This window comes from Conexibacter sp. CPCC 206217, from assembly GCF_030646165.1.
Classification (GTDB): domain Bacteria; phylum Actinomycetota; class Thermoleophilia; order Solirubrobacterales; family Solirubrobacteraceae; genus Conexibacter.
This window is the reverse complement of the sequence record NZ_JAUTDO010000004.1, coordinates 193,456-209,833: the sequence shown is the minus strand read 5'-3', so window position 1 is coordinate 209,833 and position 16,378 is coordinate 193,456. Positions and strand designations below refer to the sequence as shown.

At 70.3% G+C, this 16,378-nt stretch carries 15 protein-coding genes; 12 read left to right on the top strand and 3 right to left on the bottom strand.

Annotated elements, in window-relative coordinates:
- Positions 1-14 precede the first annotated feature (14 nt).
- The 3 genes from Q7L65_RS12210 to Q7L65_RS12200 form a co-directional block, all read right to left on the bottom strand.
- Positions 15-1,031: a linear amide C-N hydrolase gene (locus Q7L65_RS12210; protein ID WP_304721511.1), complete on the bottom strand. Its 1,017-nt coding sequence runs from the start codon at positions 1,029-1,031 to the stop codon at positions 15-17.
- Positions 1,032-1,420: 389 nt separating this feature from the next.
- The gene (locus Q7L65_RS12205; RefSeq protein WP_304721510.1) at positions 1,421-2,125 is read right to left on the bottom strand and encodes a sulfotransferase family protein; all 705 of its coding nucleotides are present in this window, start codon (positions 2,123-2,125) and stop codon (positions 1,421-1,423) included.
- 125 nt (positions 2,126-2,250) lie between these two features.
- Complete coding sequence (locus Q7L65_RS12200) at positions 2,251-2,901, bottom strand: NAD(P)-dependent oxidoreductase (RefSeq protein ID WP_304721509.1); 651 nt, start codon at positions 2,899-2,901, stop codon at positions 2,251-2,253.
- Positions 2,902-2,995: 94 nt separating this feature from the next.
- Here Q7L65_RS12200 and hpaE point away from each other — a divergent pair, with 94 nt between their 5' ends.
- From hpaE to Q7L65_RS12140, 12 genes are all read left to right on the top strand, one after another.
- Positions 2,996-4,534 carry a 5-carboxymethyl-2-hydroxymuconate semialdehyde dehydrogenase gene (gene hpaE, locus Q7L65_RS12195; RefSeq protein WP_304721507.1) on the top strand — a complete coding sequence of 513 codons (1,539 nt, stop codon included), beginning with the start codon at positions 2,996-2,998 and terminating at the stop codon, positions 4,532-4,534.
- A 21-nt stretch (positions 4,535-4,555) separates the two neighbouring features.
- Positions 4,556-5,584 (top strand): 3,4-dihydroxyphenylacetate 2,3-dioxygenase, encoded by a 1,029-nt coding sequence (hpaD, locus tag Q7L65_RS12190; protein WP_304721505.1) that lies wholly within the window; start codon positions 4,556-4,558, stop codon positions 5,582-5,584.
- A gap of 152 nt (positions 5,585-5,736) precedes the next feature.
- Entirely contained in the window at positions 5,737-7,071 is a 1,335-nt protein-coding gene (locus Q7L65_RS12185; RefSeq protein ID WP_304721503.1) for a substrate-binding domain-containing protein, read from the top strand.
- Between the two features lie 81 nt (positions 7,072-7,152).
- Positions 7,153-7,494 (top strand): hypothetical protein, encoded by a 342-nt coding sequence (locus tag Q7L65_RS12180; protein WP_304721501.1) that lies wholly within the window; start codon positions 7,153-7,155, stop codon positions 7,492-7,494.
- A gap of 160 nt (positions 7,495-7,654) precedes the next feature.
- Entirely contained in the window at positions 7,655-9,244 is a 1,590-nt protein-coding gene (locus Q7L65_RS12175; RefSeq protein ID WP_304721499.1) for a sugar ABC transporter ATP-binding protein, read from the top strand.
- Positions 9,222-10,202 (top strand): ABC transporter permease, encoded by a 981-nt coding sequence (locus Q7L65_RS12170; RefSeq protein ID WP_304721497.1) that lies wholly within the window; start codon positions 9,222-9,224, stop codon positions 10,200-10,202. The genes Q7L65_RS12175 and Q7L65_RS12170 overlap by 23 nt, the downstream gene beginning before the upstream one ends.
- Positions 10,199-11,218 carry an ABC transporter permease gene (locus tag Q7L65_RS12165; RefSeq protein WP_304721494.1) on the top strand — a complete coding sequence of 340 codons (1,020 nt, stop codon included), beginning with the start codon at positions 10,199-10,201 and terminating at the stop codon, positions 11,216-11,218. Before Q7L65_RS12170 ends, Q7L65_RS12165 begins: the two co-directional genes overlap by 4 nt.
- A gap of 19 nt (positions 11,219-11,237) precedes the next feature.
- Positions 11,238-12,152: an SMP-30/gluconolactonase/LRE family protein gene (locus Q7L65_RS12160; RefSeq protein WP_304721493.1), complete on the top strand. Its 915-nt coding sequence runs from the start codon at positions 11,238-11,240 to the stop codon at positions 12,150-12,152.
- Positions 12,149-12,595 carry a nuclear transport factor 2 family protein gene (locus Q7L65_RS12155; RefSeq protein WP_304721491.1) on the top strand — a complete coding sequence of 149 codons (447 nt, stop codon included), beginning with the start codon at positions 12,149-12,151 and terminating at the stop codon, positions 12,593-12,595. Before Q7L65_RS12160 ends, Q7L65_RS12155 begins: the two co-directional genes overlap by 4 nt.
- Positions 12,595-13,119, top strand: a complete 525-nt coding sequence (locus tag Q7L65_RS12150; RefSeq protein WP_304721489.1) for a gluconate 2-dehydrogenase subunit 3 family protein — start codon at positions 12,595-12,597, stop codon at positions 13,117-13,119. The genes Q7L65_RS12155 and Q7L65_RS12150 overlap by 1 nt, the downstream gene beginning before the upstream one ends.
- Complete coding sequence (locus tag Q7L65_RS12145; RefSeq protein ID WP_304721487.1) at positions 13,116-14,801, top strand: GMC family oxidoreductase; 1,686 nt, start codon at positions 13,116-13,118, stop codon at positions 14,799-14,801. Before Q7L65_RS12150 ends, Q7L65_RS12145 begins: the two co-directional genes overlap by 4 nt.
- 45 nt (positions 14,802-14,846) lie before the next feature.
- Positions 14,847-16,340, top strand: coding sequence for an aldehyde dehydrogenase family protein (locus tag Q7L65_RS12140; RefSeq protein WP_304721485.1), 1,494 nt, complete (start codon positions 14,847-14,849; stop codon positions 16,338-16,340).
- Positions 16,341-16,378 lie beyond the last annotated feature (38 nt).

Below are 16,378 nucleotides of genomic sequence, written 5' to 3'. Positions count from 1 at the left end.
GTCCGCATGCATGATCACGTTCGGCTTTCGACCGCGGACCACGGCAGGAACGCCGATTGTGACGGCAGCGGGAGCGACTGGACCTCGGCGCCGGTGCTGAGGTCCAGTTCTCCCAACGTCACCAGCCGCGGCGTCGGATCCTCGTAGGTCCGCACGGCGTAGCGGCCGCCGGCGAGGTCGACGACGCTGGACCAGGCGGTGTAGTCGCCGCCGTCGGGGCCGCGGACCACGCCCTTGGGGATGTCGAACGCGTTGACGACGTGGAAGGCGGCGAGCATGCCGGCGTCGGGGCCGTCGACCTTCAGGGTCGCTTGCGCCATCGCGGTTGCACGGACGAAGCGCGAGGGCGGGGTCCAGTCGCCCGGCAGGCCGAGCAGGCCGGTGCCCTGGCCGAGGCCGGCGATCTGCGCGCCGTCGAGCTCCAACGGCGCGACGTTCGTCGCGCTGAGGTTGACGAAGTTGCGCAGGTTGATCAGGTGCCAGTCGAACGGCGGCGCGTTGGTGCAGACACCGAGCCGGTTCTCGTGCACGTGGCGCTCGCCGTCGACCCACTCGACCACGGCGGCCGCGCCGCTGCGGTCGTGCAGCACCAGGTGAATCGGGAGGATGCCGCCGAGGACCTCTTCGATCCGGTTCCAGACGACGACCGAGGAGACGGCGTCGACCGCCTCCTCCACCGACGAAGCGCTCGCCAGCACGAGTGAGGCGACTTCGTCGGGGGAGATCAGGTCCTCCGCCGCGACGCCGTCCGCCGCCTCGTACTGCGCGAAGCCAGGCAGGTACAGCAGACCCGCGTACAGCCCGGCGTCGTTGACGCCGTCGGTGGCGGACATGCGGCCGAGCGCGGTCACTCCGGTGAAGCCGTGTCGCGCGGTCCAGCGCCGGCCGCTCGCTCCGTCCGGCGCGGTGCCGGCGAACCGCGTCCCCTGCGGCACGATCGCCAGCCGCCAGTCCAGGTCGGCGCCGAACTCCATCGTGCGCCCGACGATCGGGGCGCCGTCGTTCGTCGTCAGCCGGAAGGTGGTGCACATGCGCGGGTGCTCGCTCTCGTCAGGGGAACAGTCCCGTCATCGACGGGCGGAGCGGATCGCTTGAGGATCCAGCTGTCCGCGTGCCGCGTTCGATCGGTGCGCGCGAATCACGCGCCCGCCCCCATCGCCGCGGCGAGCTGCTCGCTGAGGAACTCCTGCTCGGCCGCGTTGTCGCTCAGCGCGATCTTCTCGCGCGCCCGCGCGCGAGAAGATCTTGATCAGCAACGGCAGGCTTCGCCGCCGCCGTGCGCTCGTGACGCATCGCGTTGAGCGCGCGCCGCCGCGCGACCGTCGCCGGCCACGCGCCCGGCCGCGCCGCAGCGAGCGAGAGCCGGCGAGAAGAAGTGAACGACTCGCGCCGCCCCGTGATCGCACGGGGCGCGCCGTCCTCAGGCCGCGGCGGGGTGGGTCTGCTCCCACCACGCGTTCAGCGACTGCAGCGAGCCGCCGATCAGCATGTCCTTGAAGCCCTGCGTGTCGTTGACGTGGGGCAGCGGCTGGTCGGGGACCGGCACGCCGAGCGCCTCGCAGATCGGCTCCCAGCCGTCGGCCGGCTGCCACACGACGAGCCGGTCGGCGGGGACGGTCGCCTTGACCTCGTCGTTCCAGCGCTCGGCCGCCGCGATCAGCGACTCGCGGTCGTGGTGGCTGCCGGCGTACGGGCCGCGCTGCTCGAACGAGATGCTGCGCACGACGTCCATGTAGCGCCGCCACAGCGGATCGACGTGGTAGCGCGCCCGCAGCATGTGCGCCATCACCGAGTCGCCGTAGAACATCGCGTAGACCGTCTCGCGCATGCTCGCCTCCCACGCGGCGCCGTCGCGCACGCTGAGCAGCACCTTCGCGTCCGGGTAGACGTCCATCAGCTCGCGGTAGAAGTAGGCCGACGGCCAGTCGACGGTCGTCGTGCAGTCGCCGAAGATCGCGCTCCAGTCGGCGTTGCCGTCGCGCGCGTCCTCCCACAGCGGCACGCTCGTGGGCAGCTCCTGGAGCATGTTGCGCATGTGGTAGCAGGGCCCGATCCCGAGCATCTCCAACGCGACCATCTGCGTCGTCGTGGCGGTGCGGGCGAGGCCGGCTCCGATCAGCTTCATCTCTCTCTGCGCTCCATCGTCGTGCGGCGAAGGCGCCGCCGCGCGACGCACGCAGATGATGACGAGGCAGGCGGGCGGGTGGCCCGCAGCCGCCCGCATCGCACCGCACCCGTCAGCTCAACTGCTCAGTCCGCGACGCAGATGTGCGCGCGCGAGTGCGCGGCAGTCTGCACCTCGTCCAGCAGGGCGATCGCGTAGTCGGCGTAGGAGCCGTGGCTGCCGCCGTCCTCCGACGTCATGAATCTGTTGTCGCCGACGCGGTAGCTGCCGGTCCGCTCGCCGTCGGGGGCGAATATCGCCGGCGGGGAGACGACGACCCAGTCGACCTCGGTGCTCGCCGCCTTGATCGCGTCGAGCGCGTCCGCGTGCGCGAGCGCGGTCGGCAGCGCGACCTGCGGGAAGTCCGGCGTGTGCACGAGCCGCTCGCCCGGCGCCAGCTCGAGGCTGCCGGCACCGCCGACGACGAGCAGCCGCTCGACGCCTGCGCGCCCACTTCCGTCGAGGATCGCGAGCTGCAGCGATGCCAGGTAGTCGCGCGGCGAGTCGGCCGCGGGACCGACGGCGCTGATCGCGGTCGCGTGTCCGGCGGCGACCTCGGCGACCGCGTCCGCGGACGTCGCGTCGGCCGTGACGACGGTCACGCCGTCACCCGCGAGCTGCTGCTGCGCGGCGGGATCGCGCACGACGGCGGTCACCGTGAGCCCGCGCGTGAGCGCCTCCGCAACCAGCATCCGGCCGAGCTGGCCACCCGCTCCGAACACGATCAGATCAGCCATCGCATCTCCTCAAATCATTTGGTGTTGCCATCTCCGATCAGAAAACCTATAGGATCCCCTGCATGCTTGTGCACGGACGGAATGAGGAGCGCACATGACGCAACCGCACGCGGAACCGCTCGCGGCGACGGCGCCTGCGGTGGAGGCCAACCGGTTCCCGCTGCAGCAGCACTACATCGACGGGGCATTTCGTCCGAGCGTCGCCGGGGGCACGTTCACGACCGCGAATCCTGCCAACGGCGTGGTCCTGGCCGAGGCCAGCGACGGTCGCGCGGAGGACGTCGATGCTGCTGTCGCCGCCGCCCGCCGCGCCTTCGACGAGGGCCCTTGGCCGCGCCTGAGCGCCGAGAAGCGCGCGGCCGTGCTGCGGCGCATCGCGGAGCTGATCCGGGTCCACGCCGACGAGTTCGTCGAGCGCGAGGTGTGCGACATCGGCATGCCGATAGCGCAGATGAAGAGACTCGCCGGTCGCGCCGCGATGAACTTCGAGTACTACGCCGGCGTCGTGCCTGAGCTGCACGGCCGCGCCTTCCAGGTCGGCGACGAGTTCCTCAACTACACGATCCGCAAGCCGGTCGGCGTGGCGGGCATGATCATGCCCTGGAACGCGCCGCTGATGCTGTCGACGTGGCGCATCGCGCCCGCGCTGGCGGCCGGCAACACGGTCGTGCTGAAGCCCGCGGAGTGGTCGCCGCTGACGGCGACGCTGCTCGCCGAGGTGATGGCCGAGGCCGAGCTGCCCGACGGCGTCTTCAACGTCGTGCAGGGTTTTGGTGAGACGGCCGGTGCGCCGCTTTCGGCGCATCCCGGTGTCGATCTGCTCTGCTTCACAGGTGAGACCTCGACGGGCAAGCTCGTGATCGCCGCGGGCGCTCCGACGCTGAAGCGCTCCTCGGTCGAGCTCGGCGGCAAGTCCCCGGTGGTCGTCTTCGACGACGCCGATCCGGAGCTGGCGGTCGACGCCGCGGTCGCGCAGATCTTCACGATGAACGGTCAGCGCTGCACCGCCGGCTCGCGGCTGCTGGTGCAGCGCGGGCTCTACGACCAGGTCGTCGAGGCCGTCGCCGAGCGCGCGCGCAACATCCGCGTCGGCGACCCGTTCGACACGCGCACGGAGCTGGGTCCGCTGATCGGCCCCGAGCACCACGAGCGCGTGCTCGGCTACGTCCAGTCGGCCCGCGACGAGGGCGCGCGCGTGCTCGCCGGCGGCAACCGCCCGGAGTCGCTGCCCGACGGCTGCTTCCTCGAGGCGACCGTGATCGCCGACGTGAACGAGCACATGAAGGTCTTCCAGGAGGAGATCTTCGGTCCGGTCCTCGTCGCGATGCCGTTCGACGACGAGGCGGACGCGGTCCGGCTCGCGAACGCGACGCCGTACGGCCTGGCCGCATACGTCTGGACGAACGACATCCAGCGGGGGCATCGCGTCGCGCACGCGATCGACACAGGGATGTGCTGGATCAACTCGCAGAACGTGCGCGACCTGCGCACCCCGTTCGGCGGCGTGAAGGCATCGGGGATCGGCCGCGAGGGCGGCGACTACGCATTCGACTTCTACTGCGAGTTGGAGATCGTCCACGTGGCGCTCGGCACGCACAGGATTCCGCGGCTCGGCCTCGGCGATCCCGACTGACCCTTTCAAGGAGGAATTGCTGTGACCAACGTCGTCGAGCTGCTGGCCGCTGAGGTCGAGCAGCCGTCCTTCGACATCCTGCGCGCCGCCTACGGCGAGCTGCACGTGACCGACCTCGCCAGATCCGAGGAGTTCTACGTCGGTCAGCTCGGCATGCTGGTGAGCGCGCGGACCGAGGACGCGCTGTACCTGCGCGGCTGGGAAGAGCGCCAGCACCACTCGATCGTGCTGCGCCAAGCGCCGCTCGCCGCGGTCAGCCGGATCGGCTTTCGCGTCCGCTCCGAGGCCGATCTCGCACCGATCGCCGTCGCGATCGAGGCGGCTGGCGGCCGCGTCGAGTGGATCGAGGGCGAGCTCGTCGGGATGGGCAGAGTGCTGCGCGCGAGCGATCCGTTCGGCTTCCCGCTCGAGTTCTTCTACGAGATCGAGCAGTTCGACCCGCAGCTGCAGCGTTTCGACCTGCACCGCGGCGCGCCGATCCTGCGCTTCGATCACTTCAACCTGCACGTGCCGGAGGCCGAGGAGGCGTTCGCCTTCTGGCGCACGCTCGGCTTCCGCTGCTCGGAGTACATCTCCACCGACGGCGACGACGAGCGTGTCACCGGCGCGTGGCTACTGCGCAAGCCGGGCGTGCACGACGTGGCGCTGACGGCGGGCAAGGGCCCGCGTCTGCACCACCTCGGGCTGTGGGTGGCGGAGCCGGCGAGCGTGCTGCGCGCCTGCGACCAGCTCGCGGCGGCCGGCTACGTCGGCTCGATCGAGCGCGGCCCGGGCCGCCACGGCGTCTCGAACGCGTTCTTCGTCTACCTGCGCGATCCCGACGGCCATCGCATCGAGCTGTACTCGTGCGACTACTGGACGGGCGACCCGGATCACAAGCCGCTGCGCTGGTCGGTCTCCGACCCCCGCTGCCGCTCGTTCTGGGGCACGAGAGCGCCGGACAGCTGGTACGAGGAGTCCTCTGAGGTGCTGGGGCTCGACGGCAAGGTGCTGGAGACCCGAGTGGCCAGCGTGGACGAGCGCAAGTCCCGCAGCGAAGCGATGGCGTGAGCGCGCTCATCAATTGATTTCATATCCTCTAGCAAATCCTATAGGATTGTGCTGAGGTAGTTCGTAGTGGTGAGAGCCTCCCGCGCAGGAGAGTGCGGGAGGCCAGTCGGCCAGCCCTGAGGGGGCTGGCGAGACCAGGAGGAGAGATGGGCATGAGGCATTCGAAGCATCGGTTGGGCGGCCTGTTGGCCGTGCTTGCCAGCGTGCTGATGGTTGTCGTGCTGAGCGCGTGCGGGTCCTCCGGGACCTCCGGCGACAGCGGCTCGTCGTCGGAGACGACGGCGGCGGCTGGTTCGACCACGTCCAGCGACGACAGCGGCGCGGCCGCGTCCGGCGACACGGTCGCCAACGGCAACGAGTGCGGCCAGGTGCCGCTGCAGGCCCCGCCGGATCCCGACGGCATACTCACGAGCCTCGACAGAGAGGTTCAGGACAAGTTCAACGGCTACCCCGGCCCGGTCCGCAGATCGCCGTGGGAGACGTTCAGAGGCAAGCCGCAGCCGTACAAGATCGGCCTCGTCGCGCTCGCAGCCAACAGCGCGTTCAACGTCAATCTGTACAGACAGATCGAGGTCCTCTTCAACGAGGCCAAGGCGCAGGGCATCGTCACGGGCTCGCTGCAGAAGGCGATCAACCCGGATCAGGCGACGGAGACCCCGGCCCAGCAGATCGCCGGCTACCAGTCGATGGTCCGCGACGGCGTCGACGGCGTCCTGATGCTTCCGCTGGCTGGCGACGCGATCGCCCCGGCGATCACGAAGGCCGGCGAGCAGGGCGTGCCGACGGTCGTGATGGGCAACACCAACCCCTCGAGATACGCCGTCGTCGTCAACTCGCCGAACATCGCGGCGGGTACGGCCAAGACGCTGGACATCCTCAGAGGCAAGGGCAACGTGCTGGTCGTCCGCGGCATCCCGGGCGTCCCGGCCGAGACCGCTGGCTACAACCAGATCATGGCCTCGATCAGAGCCTGCCCCGACGTCAAGGTGATCGGCGAGATCAACGGCAACTGGAACAACGCGACGGCCAAGACGGCGACGCTCCAGTACCTCGCCAGCCACCCGCAGAGAATCGACGCGGTGCTGCAGAACGGCATCATGGCGCAGGGCATCATCCAGGCCTTCGAGCAGGCTGGCCGCGAGGTTCCGCCGGTCACGATGGTCGGCGCCCAGGCGGGCGAGCTGTCCTGGTTCAAGGATCACGTCAGAGACGGCTACGAGACGGCCGGCAGCGCCTACAACGGCGTCCAGCAGGCCGACGCCGCGTGGCGCGTCCTGATGCGCATCCTCGACGGCAAGGGCCTGAAGGTCACCGACATCCCGCTCAACCCGGCCCTGGTGACGGCGGACAACGTGGACAGATACGCGCCGCCCGGCGCCACGCTGAACACGGTCGACGACCCGACGGGCACCACGCAGGAGTACGCGCCGGATGCGTACCTCGACAAGGTCTTCGTCAGACCCGGCAACGTCGAGCCGACCAGATAACGAATCGCTGCAGGGAGGGGGCGCGGACCATTCGGTCCGCGCCCCCTCGATTTACGTAGAAGAGATCCGAGGAGTCACTCGATGTCCGAACGCCTGTACCTCGTCTTCAGTGAGAAGCCAGCGGATGTGTCAGCGGAGGAGTACGACCGCTGGTACCACACGCATGTCCGCGAGAACATCGAGACTCCGGGCTTCCGGGCCGCGCGGCGCTACTCGACCACGCCGGTCAGAAGGGCCGGTGAGGACGTGACGACGCAGCACCTCGCGATCTACGAGTACGAGGGCGAGATGGCGGCGTGGCGGGAGAAGCTGACGCAGCGGTTGGAGAACAACGAGATCGTGCTGCCGAGATTCTTCGACCGGATCACGTTCAACAGCTGGGACTGCGCCGCGATCGAAGCGCGCACCACCTCAGACACCTGAACTGAAGGGCACGACGGCCGCGTACACGGGCGGCCCTAGATCATTCGTGCAAATGCTATAGGATCGTGTAAGGTCCGGTCGGCGAGAGTGGCTACAACGAACACCGCTGCGCTGGCATGCCGAACGAGGAGAGCAGAGCTGTGCGAAGGGAACGAGGCGCATGAGCGCCGCTGACGTCACGGCGGCGCCGATCGCGAGAGATGCGAACGAGCCGGTGCTGCTGCAGGTAGCGGACATGGCGAAGGCATTCGGCCCGACGCAGGCGCTGCGCGCGTGCGGGTTCGAGCTGAAGGCCGGCGAGGTCCACGCGCTCGTCGGTGAGAACGGCTCGGGCAAGAGCACGCTCGTGAAGATCCTCAGTGGCGTGCACGCGCCCGACGCCGGCACGATCGTGCTCGGCGGCGTGACCGGCCCCGACCTGCGCACCCCGCGTGCGGCGCAGCAGAGCGGCATCGTCACGGTCTTCCAGGAAGTGCTCGTGGCCGAGGCCAGCTCCGTGCTCGACAACGTCTGGCTCGGCGTCGACTCGCCGCTGCGCTCGCGCGTGCCCAAGCAGGAGAAGCGCGACCGCGCAAGAGCCGCGCTGGCCGAGCTGCTGGATCGCCCACCGGGCCTCGACACCCCCGTCGAGGACCTCTCCCTGAGCGACCGGCAGTCGATCGGCATCGTCCGCGCGCTGCTGCGCAGACCGCGGATCCTGATCCTCGACGAGGCGACGTCCGCGCTCGACATCGAGACGCGCGACCGCCTCTTCGCGATCGTCCAGCGGCTCTCCAGAGAGGGCGTCGGCGTCGTGCTGATCACGCACCGGATGGACGAGATCGACCAGATCGGCGACAGAATCACGGTGATGCGGTCGGGCACGACCGTCGGGACGCTCGCCCGCGGCGAGTGGAACTCGAGAGTGCTCGTGCAGATGATGACCGGCTCGGACCAGATGACCGAGGGCGCGCGTCACGACGCCGCCTCGATCGCCGAGCGCACCGGCGACGTCGTGCTGGAGGCGCGCGGACTGCAGCTGAAGGGCAGCAGCAGACCGTTCGACCTCAGACTGCGCGCCGGCGAGCTGGTCGGCGTCGCAGGCCTGGAGGGGCATGGCCAGACGCAGTTCCTCGAGGCGCTGTGGGGGATGCACTCCAACAGCGGCGGCGAGGTCGTGCGTCACGGCGACAACGGCGAGACGGTCGTCAGGTCGCCCGCCGGCGCAGCCCAGCAGGACATCGCGTACGTCCCGCGCGAGCGCCGCCTCGACTCGCTCTTCAGCTGGATGTCGATTCGCGAGAACTTCGCGATGCCGACGATGGCGAAGGACAGACGCAACGGCTTCCTCAGCACGAGCGCCTCGCGCAAGCGGCTGGAGAGCTACAGAGAGCAGCTCAACATCGTGCTCGGCGACCCCGACGACGCGATCACGACGCTGTCGGGCGGCAACCAGCAGAAGGTCATCATCGCCCGCTGGCTGGCGTCGAACCCGAAGGTCCTGCTGCTGAACGACCCGACGCGCGGCATCGACGTCAACGCCAAGCGCGACCTGTACCAACTGCTGACGAGACTCGCGAGCGAAGGCCTCGCGGTCGTGATGCTGTCGACCGAGCTCGACGAGCACATCGAGTTGATGGACCGCGTGCTGATCTTCCGTGAGCACGAGCTGTTCAAGGAACTCGACCGCGCGTCGCTGACGCGTTCGGCGATGCTCGCGAGCTTCTTCGGAGAGGAGGGCGACGCTGATGGCGATCGCAGTGCCGGTTAGAGGGGCCCGCTTGGGGCCCAACGTGCGCAGAATCCTGCGCCAGTACAGCTTCGGCTTTGCGCTCATCCTGGCGCTCATCCTGCTGGTCGCCAACCTGCTGACGCAGGATCACTTCGGCTGGACCGAGCAGCTCGCGACGTTCGCCCCGCTGGCGATCGCCGCGATGGCGAGCACGCCGTCGATCGTCAGTGGCCGCGGCGGCTTCGACCTGACGATCTCGCCGCTGATGACGTTCATCAGCATCCTGTTCGTCAGCTGGCTCGTGCCGGCCGGCCTCGGCAGCTACGTCGCGATCCCGATCCTGCTGCTGATCGGCGCCGCCTGCGGCGCGATCAACGGCGCGATCATCGTCTTCCTGCGCGTCCCGCCGATGGTCGTGACGCTGTCGACGTACTTCATCTTCATCGGCATCGACCTCAAGACGACGCCGACGCCCGTCACGCTGTCGGGCAACTGGGTCAGCGACTTCGGCGGCTCGATCGGGCCGATACCGGGCGCGCTCTTCACGATCCTGCTGCCGCTGGCGATCTGGGGCGCGATGGGCTTCGTGCCCTACAAGCGGATCCTCTACGCCGTCGGCTCCAACGACGCGACGGCCTTCTCCAGCGGCGTCAACGTCGGCGCCGTGCGCATCGGCGCCTACGCCCTCGGCGGCCTCTTCGCCGCGGTCGGCGGCTTCGCCCTGACGGCGGTCGTCAGCTCGGCCGACGCCGGCACGGCCGCCTCCTACACGCTCGTCGCGGTCGCGGCCGTCGCGCTCGGCGGCACGTCGCTGGCAGGTGGTCGCGGCGGCGTGCTCGGCTCGCTGGTCGGCGCCGCGTGCATCTACCTGCTGCAGAGCCTGCTCAACGCGCTGCAGATCAACACCACATGGCTGCAGGTCATGTACGGCGTGATGCTCCTGATCGCCGTCGTCTTCGGCGCTGCGCTGACGAGAGCCCAGAAGGAGGGATCATGAGCACGGTCGAGACCGCGCCCCCGGTCGTCGCGGCCCAGAGAGAGGGCAGCGTGCTCCAGAACGCGCTGCACCTGCAGCGCCGCTACCCGATCATGCAGGCGATCGCCCTGGTCATCGTGTTCGTCTACGGCGCGATGACGCTCGACGGGCTCGCGAGCGCGTCGAGCATCCGCTCGATCCTCGTGCTCGCCTCGCTCGCCGGCCTCGCGGCCTGCGGACAGACGATGCTGATCCTGATGGGCGGCTTCGACATGTCCGTCTCCGGCTTCATCGTCGGCGGCGCGCTCGTCGTCACGTCGCTGACGGCGAAGTACCACATCTCGTTCGCCGTCGCCCTGATAGGCGCGCTCGTCGCGGCCGGTCTGATCGGCTCGATGGCCGGGCAGATCTGCCACCGCTTCAACATCCAGCCGCTGATCGTGACGTTGGCGACCGGAGCGATCGCCGTCGGCGTCGTGCAGGTGCAGACCGGCGGCACGCTCGCCGGCGGCGCGCCGGAGTGGCTGTCGAGACTGACCTCGCCCGCCGCCAAGACGTTCGGCATCGGCATCCCGCCGCTGGTCGTGCTGTGGGCCGCCGTCGCGATCGCGATGACGATCTTCCTGCACCGCACGGTCGGCGGCCGCCGCCTGATGGCGACCGGCGCCAACTCGCGCGCGGCCGAGTTCTCGCTCGTGCGCACGCGCCGCGTGTGGACGATGGCGTTCGCCTTCAGCGCGATGGCGGCGGTCCTCGTCGGCGTCCTGCTGGCCGGCTTCGCCGGCTCCGTCGACGCGACGCTCGGCAACCCGTACCTGTTCCAGAGCGTCGCCGCCGTGATCGTCGGCGGCACCGTCTTCGGCGGCCCGGGCGACTACGCTCGCACCGTCCTCGGCGCGCTCTTCCTGACGGTCCTGACGACCGTGCTGATCGGTCACGGCGCATCGGCCGCCGACCAGCAGATCCTCTACGGCGCGATCATCCTGATCGCGGTGACGGTGTATGGACGCGACCGCGCGCTGCGCGACCGCGTCTGATCGGGAGGCCCCACCCACCATGACGTCATCTGCACCCTCCGGCGCGCTCGACGCGCTGATCGACCCCGACACGCCGCTGGAGAAGCTGGCGGACGGGTTCTGGTTCACCGAAGGCGCAGCTTGGAGCGCGAAGCGCAACGAGCTGATCTTCAGCGACATCCCGCGCGACGTGCGCTGGCGCTGGACCGAGAAGGACGGGCTCGAGAGAGTGATCAGCCCGAACTTCAAGGGCAACGGGACCGTCTTCGAGGAGGACGGCTCGCTGCTGGTCTGCGAGCAGGTCACCAGCTGCGTGACGCGCTTCAAGCCCGACGGCGGGCACGAGGTCGTCGCCTTCCAGTACGAGGGCAAGTACCTCAACAGCCCCAACGACATCGTCGTCAAGTCAGATGGCAGCATCTGGTTCACCGACCCCAACTACGGCCGCTGGGACGGGCCGTTCGGGCTGGGTCGCGAGTGCGACCTCGACTTCCAGGGCGTCTACCGGATGGAGAGAGACGGCAGCGACCTGACGCTCGTCGTCGAGAAGACGGAGTTCCAGCAGCCCAACGGCCTCTGCTTCTCGCCCGACGAGTCGATCCTCTACGTCAACGACTCGCCGGCCGGCGAGCTGAAGGCGTTCGAGGTGCGGCCCGATCGCACCCTCGGGCCGGCCAGGCTGATCCACAGCGGGATCGATCGCAGAGAGACGAGAGAGGGCACCGCCGACGGGATGAAGTGCGACGAGCACGGCAACGTGTGGTGCACGGGCCCCTACGGCGTGTGGGTGATCTCGCCGGCCGGCGAGCTGCTGGGGATCTACAGAGTCAGAGAGATCGTCGGCAACCTCGTGTGGGGCGGCGACGACCTCAAGACGCTGTTCCTGAACGCCTCCGACACGCTCTACAGCGTGCGCACCAACGTCAGAGCGGGCTGGCTGCCCTCCCACCGATGAGCCGCTCGATCGAAGAGCGCCTGCAGCGGTTGGAGGATCTCGAGGAGATCCGCGACCTCGTGAAGGACTACGCCCGCCACCTCGACGTGCGCGACTTCGACGCCTACTCGGCGCTGTTCGCGCGCGACGGCGAGTGGGCCGGCGCGTCGGGCCGGGCCGCGACGCCCGCCGGGATCAAGGGCATGCTGGAGGAGCGGATCACGCCGCGCGTCGAGGCGCCGGGCGAGACGCACTTCCATCTGATCGCCGATCCGCAGATCGTGCTCGACGGCGACGGCGCCACGGCGAGAACGACGTGGGCGCTGATCGTGCGGGGTGCGGACGACACACCGGTGCTCAGATTCTACGGGCACTACGCCGACACGCTGGTGCGCGAGGACGGCCGTTGGCGCTTCGCTCAGCGGCTGACGTACACCGACGTCCCGGACAAGCCGCCGGTGTGATGCAGGAGCCGCTCAGCACCGCGCAGGCGGCCGTGCTGGATGCGGCCGCCGACCGGCTCGTCCCGCGCGACGAGCACGGTGCGGGCGCGCTCGACGCGCAGGCGACGCGCTACATCCGGCGCGGGCTGTCCGAAGCACTGGGGCAGCACGCGCCGGCGTACCGCGCGGGTCTCGACGCGCTCGATGCGCGCGCCCGCGCCGAGCACGAGGGGCGCGGCTTCTGCGAGCTGTCCGGCGATCGGCAGGACGTCCTGCTGGCGGCGGTCGAGCAGGACGAGCCGATCTTCTTCATGACGCTCTGGACGCATCTGCTGGAAGGGCTGCTCGGCGATCCCGCCTGGGGCGGCAACGCCGACGCGGCCGGCTGGCGGCTGATCGGCTACGACGGACCGAGATTGACCTGGAGCGCGCAGGACCAGCGCATCGGCGCGCGCTCCGACGACCGGCTCGGCGCCGCGCGCGCCCCCGACTCGCGCGGCGCCGAGCCCGCCCCGCTGCCACGGCTGCGCGCCGCAGGGACATGACCGACGTCGTGCTCGTCGGCCTCGGCGGCGCCAACGGGATCGCGGCGCTGGAGCTGACGCAGGCGGGGCTCGACGTCGTCGCGCTGGAGGCGGGGCCCGAGCGCGCCGCCTCCGAGATGCGCTCCGACGAGATCCGCAACGACGTGCGCGAGTGGCTCGCCGCGCCGAAGGCGCACGGCGAGGTGCCGACCTGGCGCTCGCACGCCGACGAGCCGGCGGGCCCGTCGCCGTGGCCGATGCTGATGGTCAACGCGGTCGGCGGCTCGACGGTTCACTACCCCGGCCTCAGCGCCCGCTTCGCGCCGTGGACCTTCCGCGGCCGCAGCGCGACCGAGGAGCGCTACGGCGCCGACGCGATCCCGTCGGACTCGACGCTCGCCGACTGGCCGCTGAGCTACGACGAGCTGGAGCCCGACTACGAGTGGGTCGAGCAGACGATCGGCGTCGCCGGCCAGGCCGGCGAGGGCGGGCGCGCGTTCGAGGGCCCGCGCCGCAGCGGCTACCCGCTGCCGCCGTTGCGCCGCAGCGGCTGGACCGAGCTGATGGACGGCGCCGCGCGCGAGCTCGGCTGGCATCCGTATCCGGCGCCCGCCGCGATCAACTCCGTCCCGCACGAGGGCCGCGCCGCCTGCACCTACTGCGGCTTCTGCACCTCCAACGGCTGCCACGTGAACGCGAAGGGATCGACCGACCAGAACGTGATCCCGCGGGCGCTTGCGACCGGCCGGCTGCGCGTCGAGACCGATGCGCGCGTGACGCGGATCGAGGTCGGCCCCGACGGACGCGCCAGCGGCGTGCGCTGGATCCGCGACGGCGTCGAGCGGGTGCTGAGCGCGCGCGTGGTGCTGGTCGGCACGTTCACCTACGAGAACACGCGCCTGCTGCTGAAGTCCGCCTCGCCGGCGTTCCCGAACGGGCTCGCGAACAACGCCGGCCAGGTCGGGCGCCACTACATCGCGCACGTGACGCCGTTCGCCTACGGGCTCTTCCCGGACAAGCGGCTCAACCTCTTCAGCGGCCTGTGGGCGCAGGCGACGTGCGTCGACGACTTCGACGCCGACCACTTCGACCACGCCGGCGAGGGCTTCATCGGCGGCGGCCTCTGCACCGCCTCGCATGAGCTGAAGCCGATCGGGCTGGCGCGCGCTCCGCTGCCGCCCGGCGTGCCGCGCTGGGGCAGCGGCTGGAAGCAGTGGTTCGCGCGCAACGCGCAGTCGATCGGCGTCGTCGGCGCCCAATTCGACACGCTGCCGTACGAGCACAACGTGCTCGACCTCGATCCGAACGTGCGCGACGCCCATGGCGACCCGGTCGTGCGGGTGACGTTCCGGCCCGGCGAGAACGAGCGGCGCGGCGCCGCCTTCATGCTGGAGCGGCTGCACGCCTGGCTGGGCGCCGCCGGCGCCGAGCAGACGTGGACGACGCCGCATCTGCCGATCGAGCCGCGCCACTGCTACGGCGGCACGCGGATGGGCGACGACCCGGCGACGTCGGTCGTCGACCGCCACGGCTTCGCGCACGAGGTGCCGAACCTCGGCGTGCTCGGCGCTTCGGTCTTCCCGACGGCGGGCGGGCACAACCCGACGCTGACGGTGCAGGCGCTCGCGCGCCGCACGGCGCGCCACCTGGCTGCCAACTGGTCCGGGCGCGCGAGCGCGGACACAGACCGAGTAATCGGATAGGTTTTGCTATATGATCGCTATAGACGAGCGAACGAGGAGAGCAGCGTGAGCGGGATCGCAGTCGGAGCCGTGGTCGCGGGCGTCGAAGTGCCGCGTGTACCCACGCAGCTGTTCATCGACGGAGAGTGGCGCGACGCGCTTGACGGCGCGACCTTCGACGTCGTCGCACCGGCGACCGAAGAGCAGTTGGCGCAGGTCGCGGCCGCATCGGCCGCCGACGTCGACCTGGCCGTCAGAGCCGCGCGCGCGCAGATCGACGGCGGCGCCTGGTCGCAGCTGTCCGGTGCCGACCGCGGGCTGCTGCTGTACCGGCTCGCCGACCTGATCGAGCGCGACATCGACGTGCTCGCGACGCTCGAGGGGCTCGACGTCGGGCGCCCCGCGTTCGAGCCGAGAATGGTCGACCTTCCCAACGTCGTCGACGTCTTCCGCCACTTCGGCGGCTGGGCCGACAAGATCGAGGGCCGCTGGATCGAGCTGCAGCCGTTCTTCGGCCAGCCGCGCCAGGCGTACACCGTGCGCGAGCCGCTCGGCGTGATCGGCGCGATCACGGCCTGGAACGCGCCGACGCTGATCGCCTCGTGGAAGCTCGCGCCCGCGCTCGCCGCCGGCAACGCGGTCGTGCTGAAGCCCGCCGAGGACGCGTCGCTGTCGACGCTGCACCTCGCCGCGCTGATCGAGGAGGCCGGCTTCCCGGCCGGAACCGTCAACGTCGTCACCGGCCTCGGCCACACCGCCGGCGCGGCGCTCGTCGACCACAAGGGCATCGACAAGCTGAGCTTCACCGGCAGCCCCGAGACCGGCCGTAAGATCGCCGTCGCGGCGGCGCAGGAGTTCCGTCCCGTGACACTGGAGCTGGGCGGCAAGTCACCGCAGCTCGTGCTCGGCGACGCCGACCTCGCCGCGGTCGTCCCGGGCCTGGCGATGGGCTTCCTCGCCAACCAGGGTCAGATCTGCGCCGCGGGCACGCGCATCCTCGTCGCGCGCGAGCTGTACGACGACGTCGTCTCCGGCGTCGCCGAGGCCGCGAAGGCCGTCAGACTCGGCGGTCCGTTCGACCCCGAGACGAGAATGGGCGCGCTGATCAGCGCCAGACAGCTGGAGCGCGTCACCGGCTACATCGCGAAGGGCACCGCCGAGGGCGCCGAGCTGGTCACCGGCGGCAGCCGGCCCGACAGACCGGGCTACTTCGTCGAGCCGACCGTCTTCGCCGGCGGCGGACACGAGACCTCGATCGCGCAGGAGGAGATCTTCGGACCGGTCGGCCTCGTGCTGCCGTTCGACAGCATCGACGAGGGAATCGCGCAGGCCAACGGCACCCGCTACGGCCTCGCCGCCTACGTCTGGACGCGCGACATCTCCGTCGCCCACAGCGTCGCCGCGAGACTGAAGGCCGGCGGCGTCTGGATCAACGGCAGCGCCCCGCCCGACCCGCGGGTGCCGTGGGGCGGCGTGAAGTCGAGCGGGGTCGGCCGCGAGTTGGGCTTCGCCGGCATCGAGGCGAACACCGAGGAGAAGACGGTCACGATCCACCTCTAGGGGTGGGTCTGGGCCGTCTCACACTGAACATTCAGGAG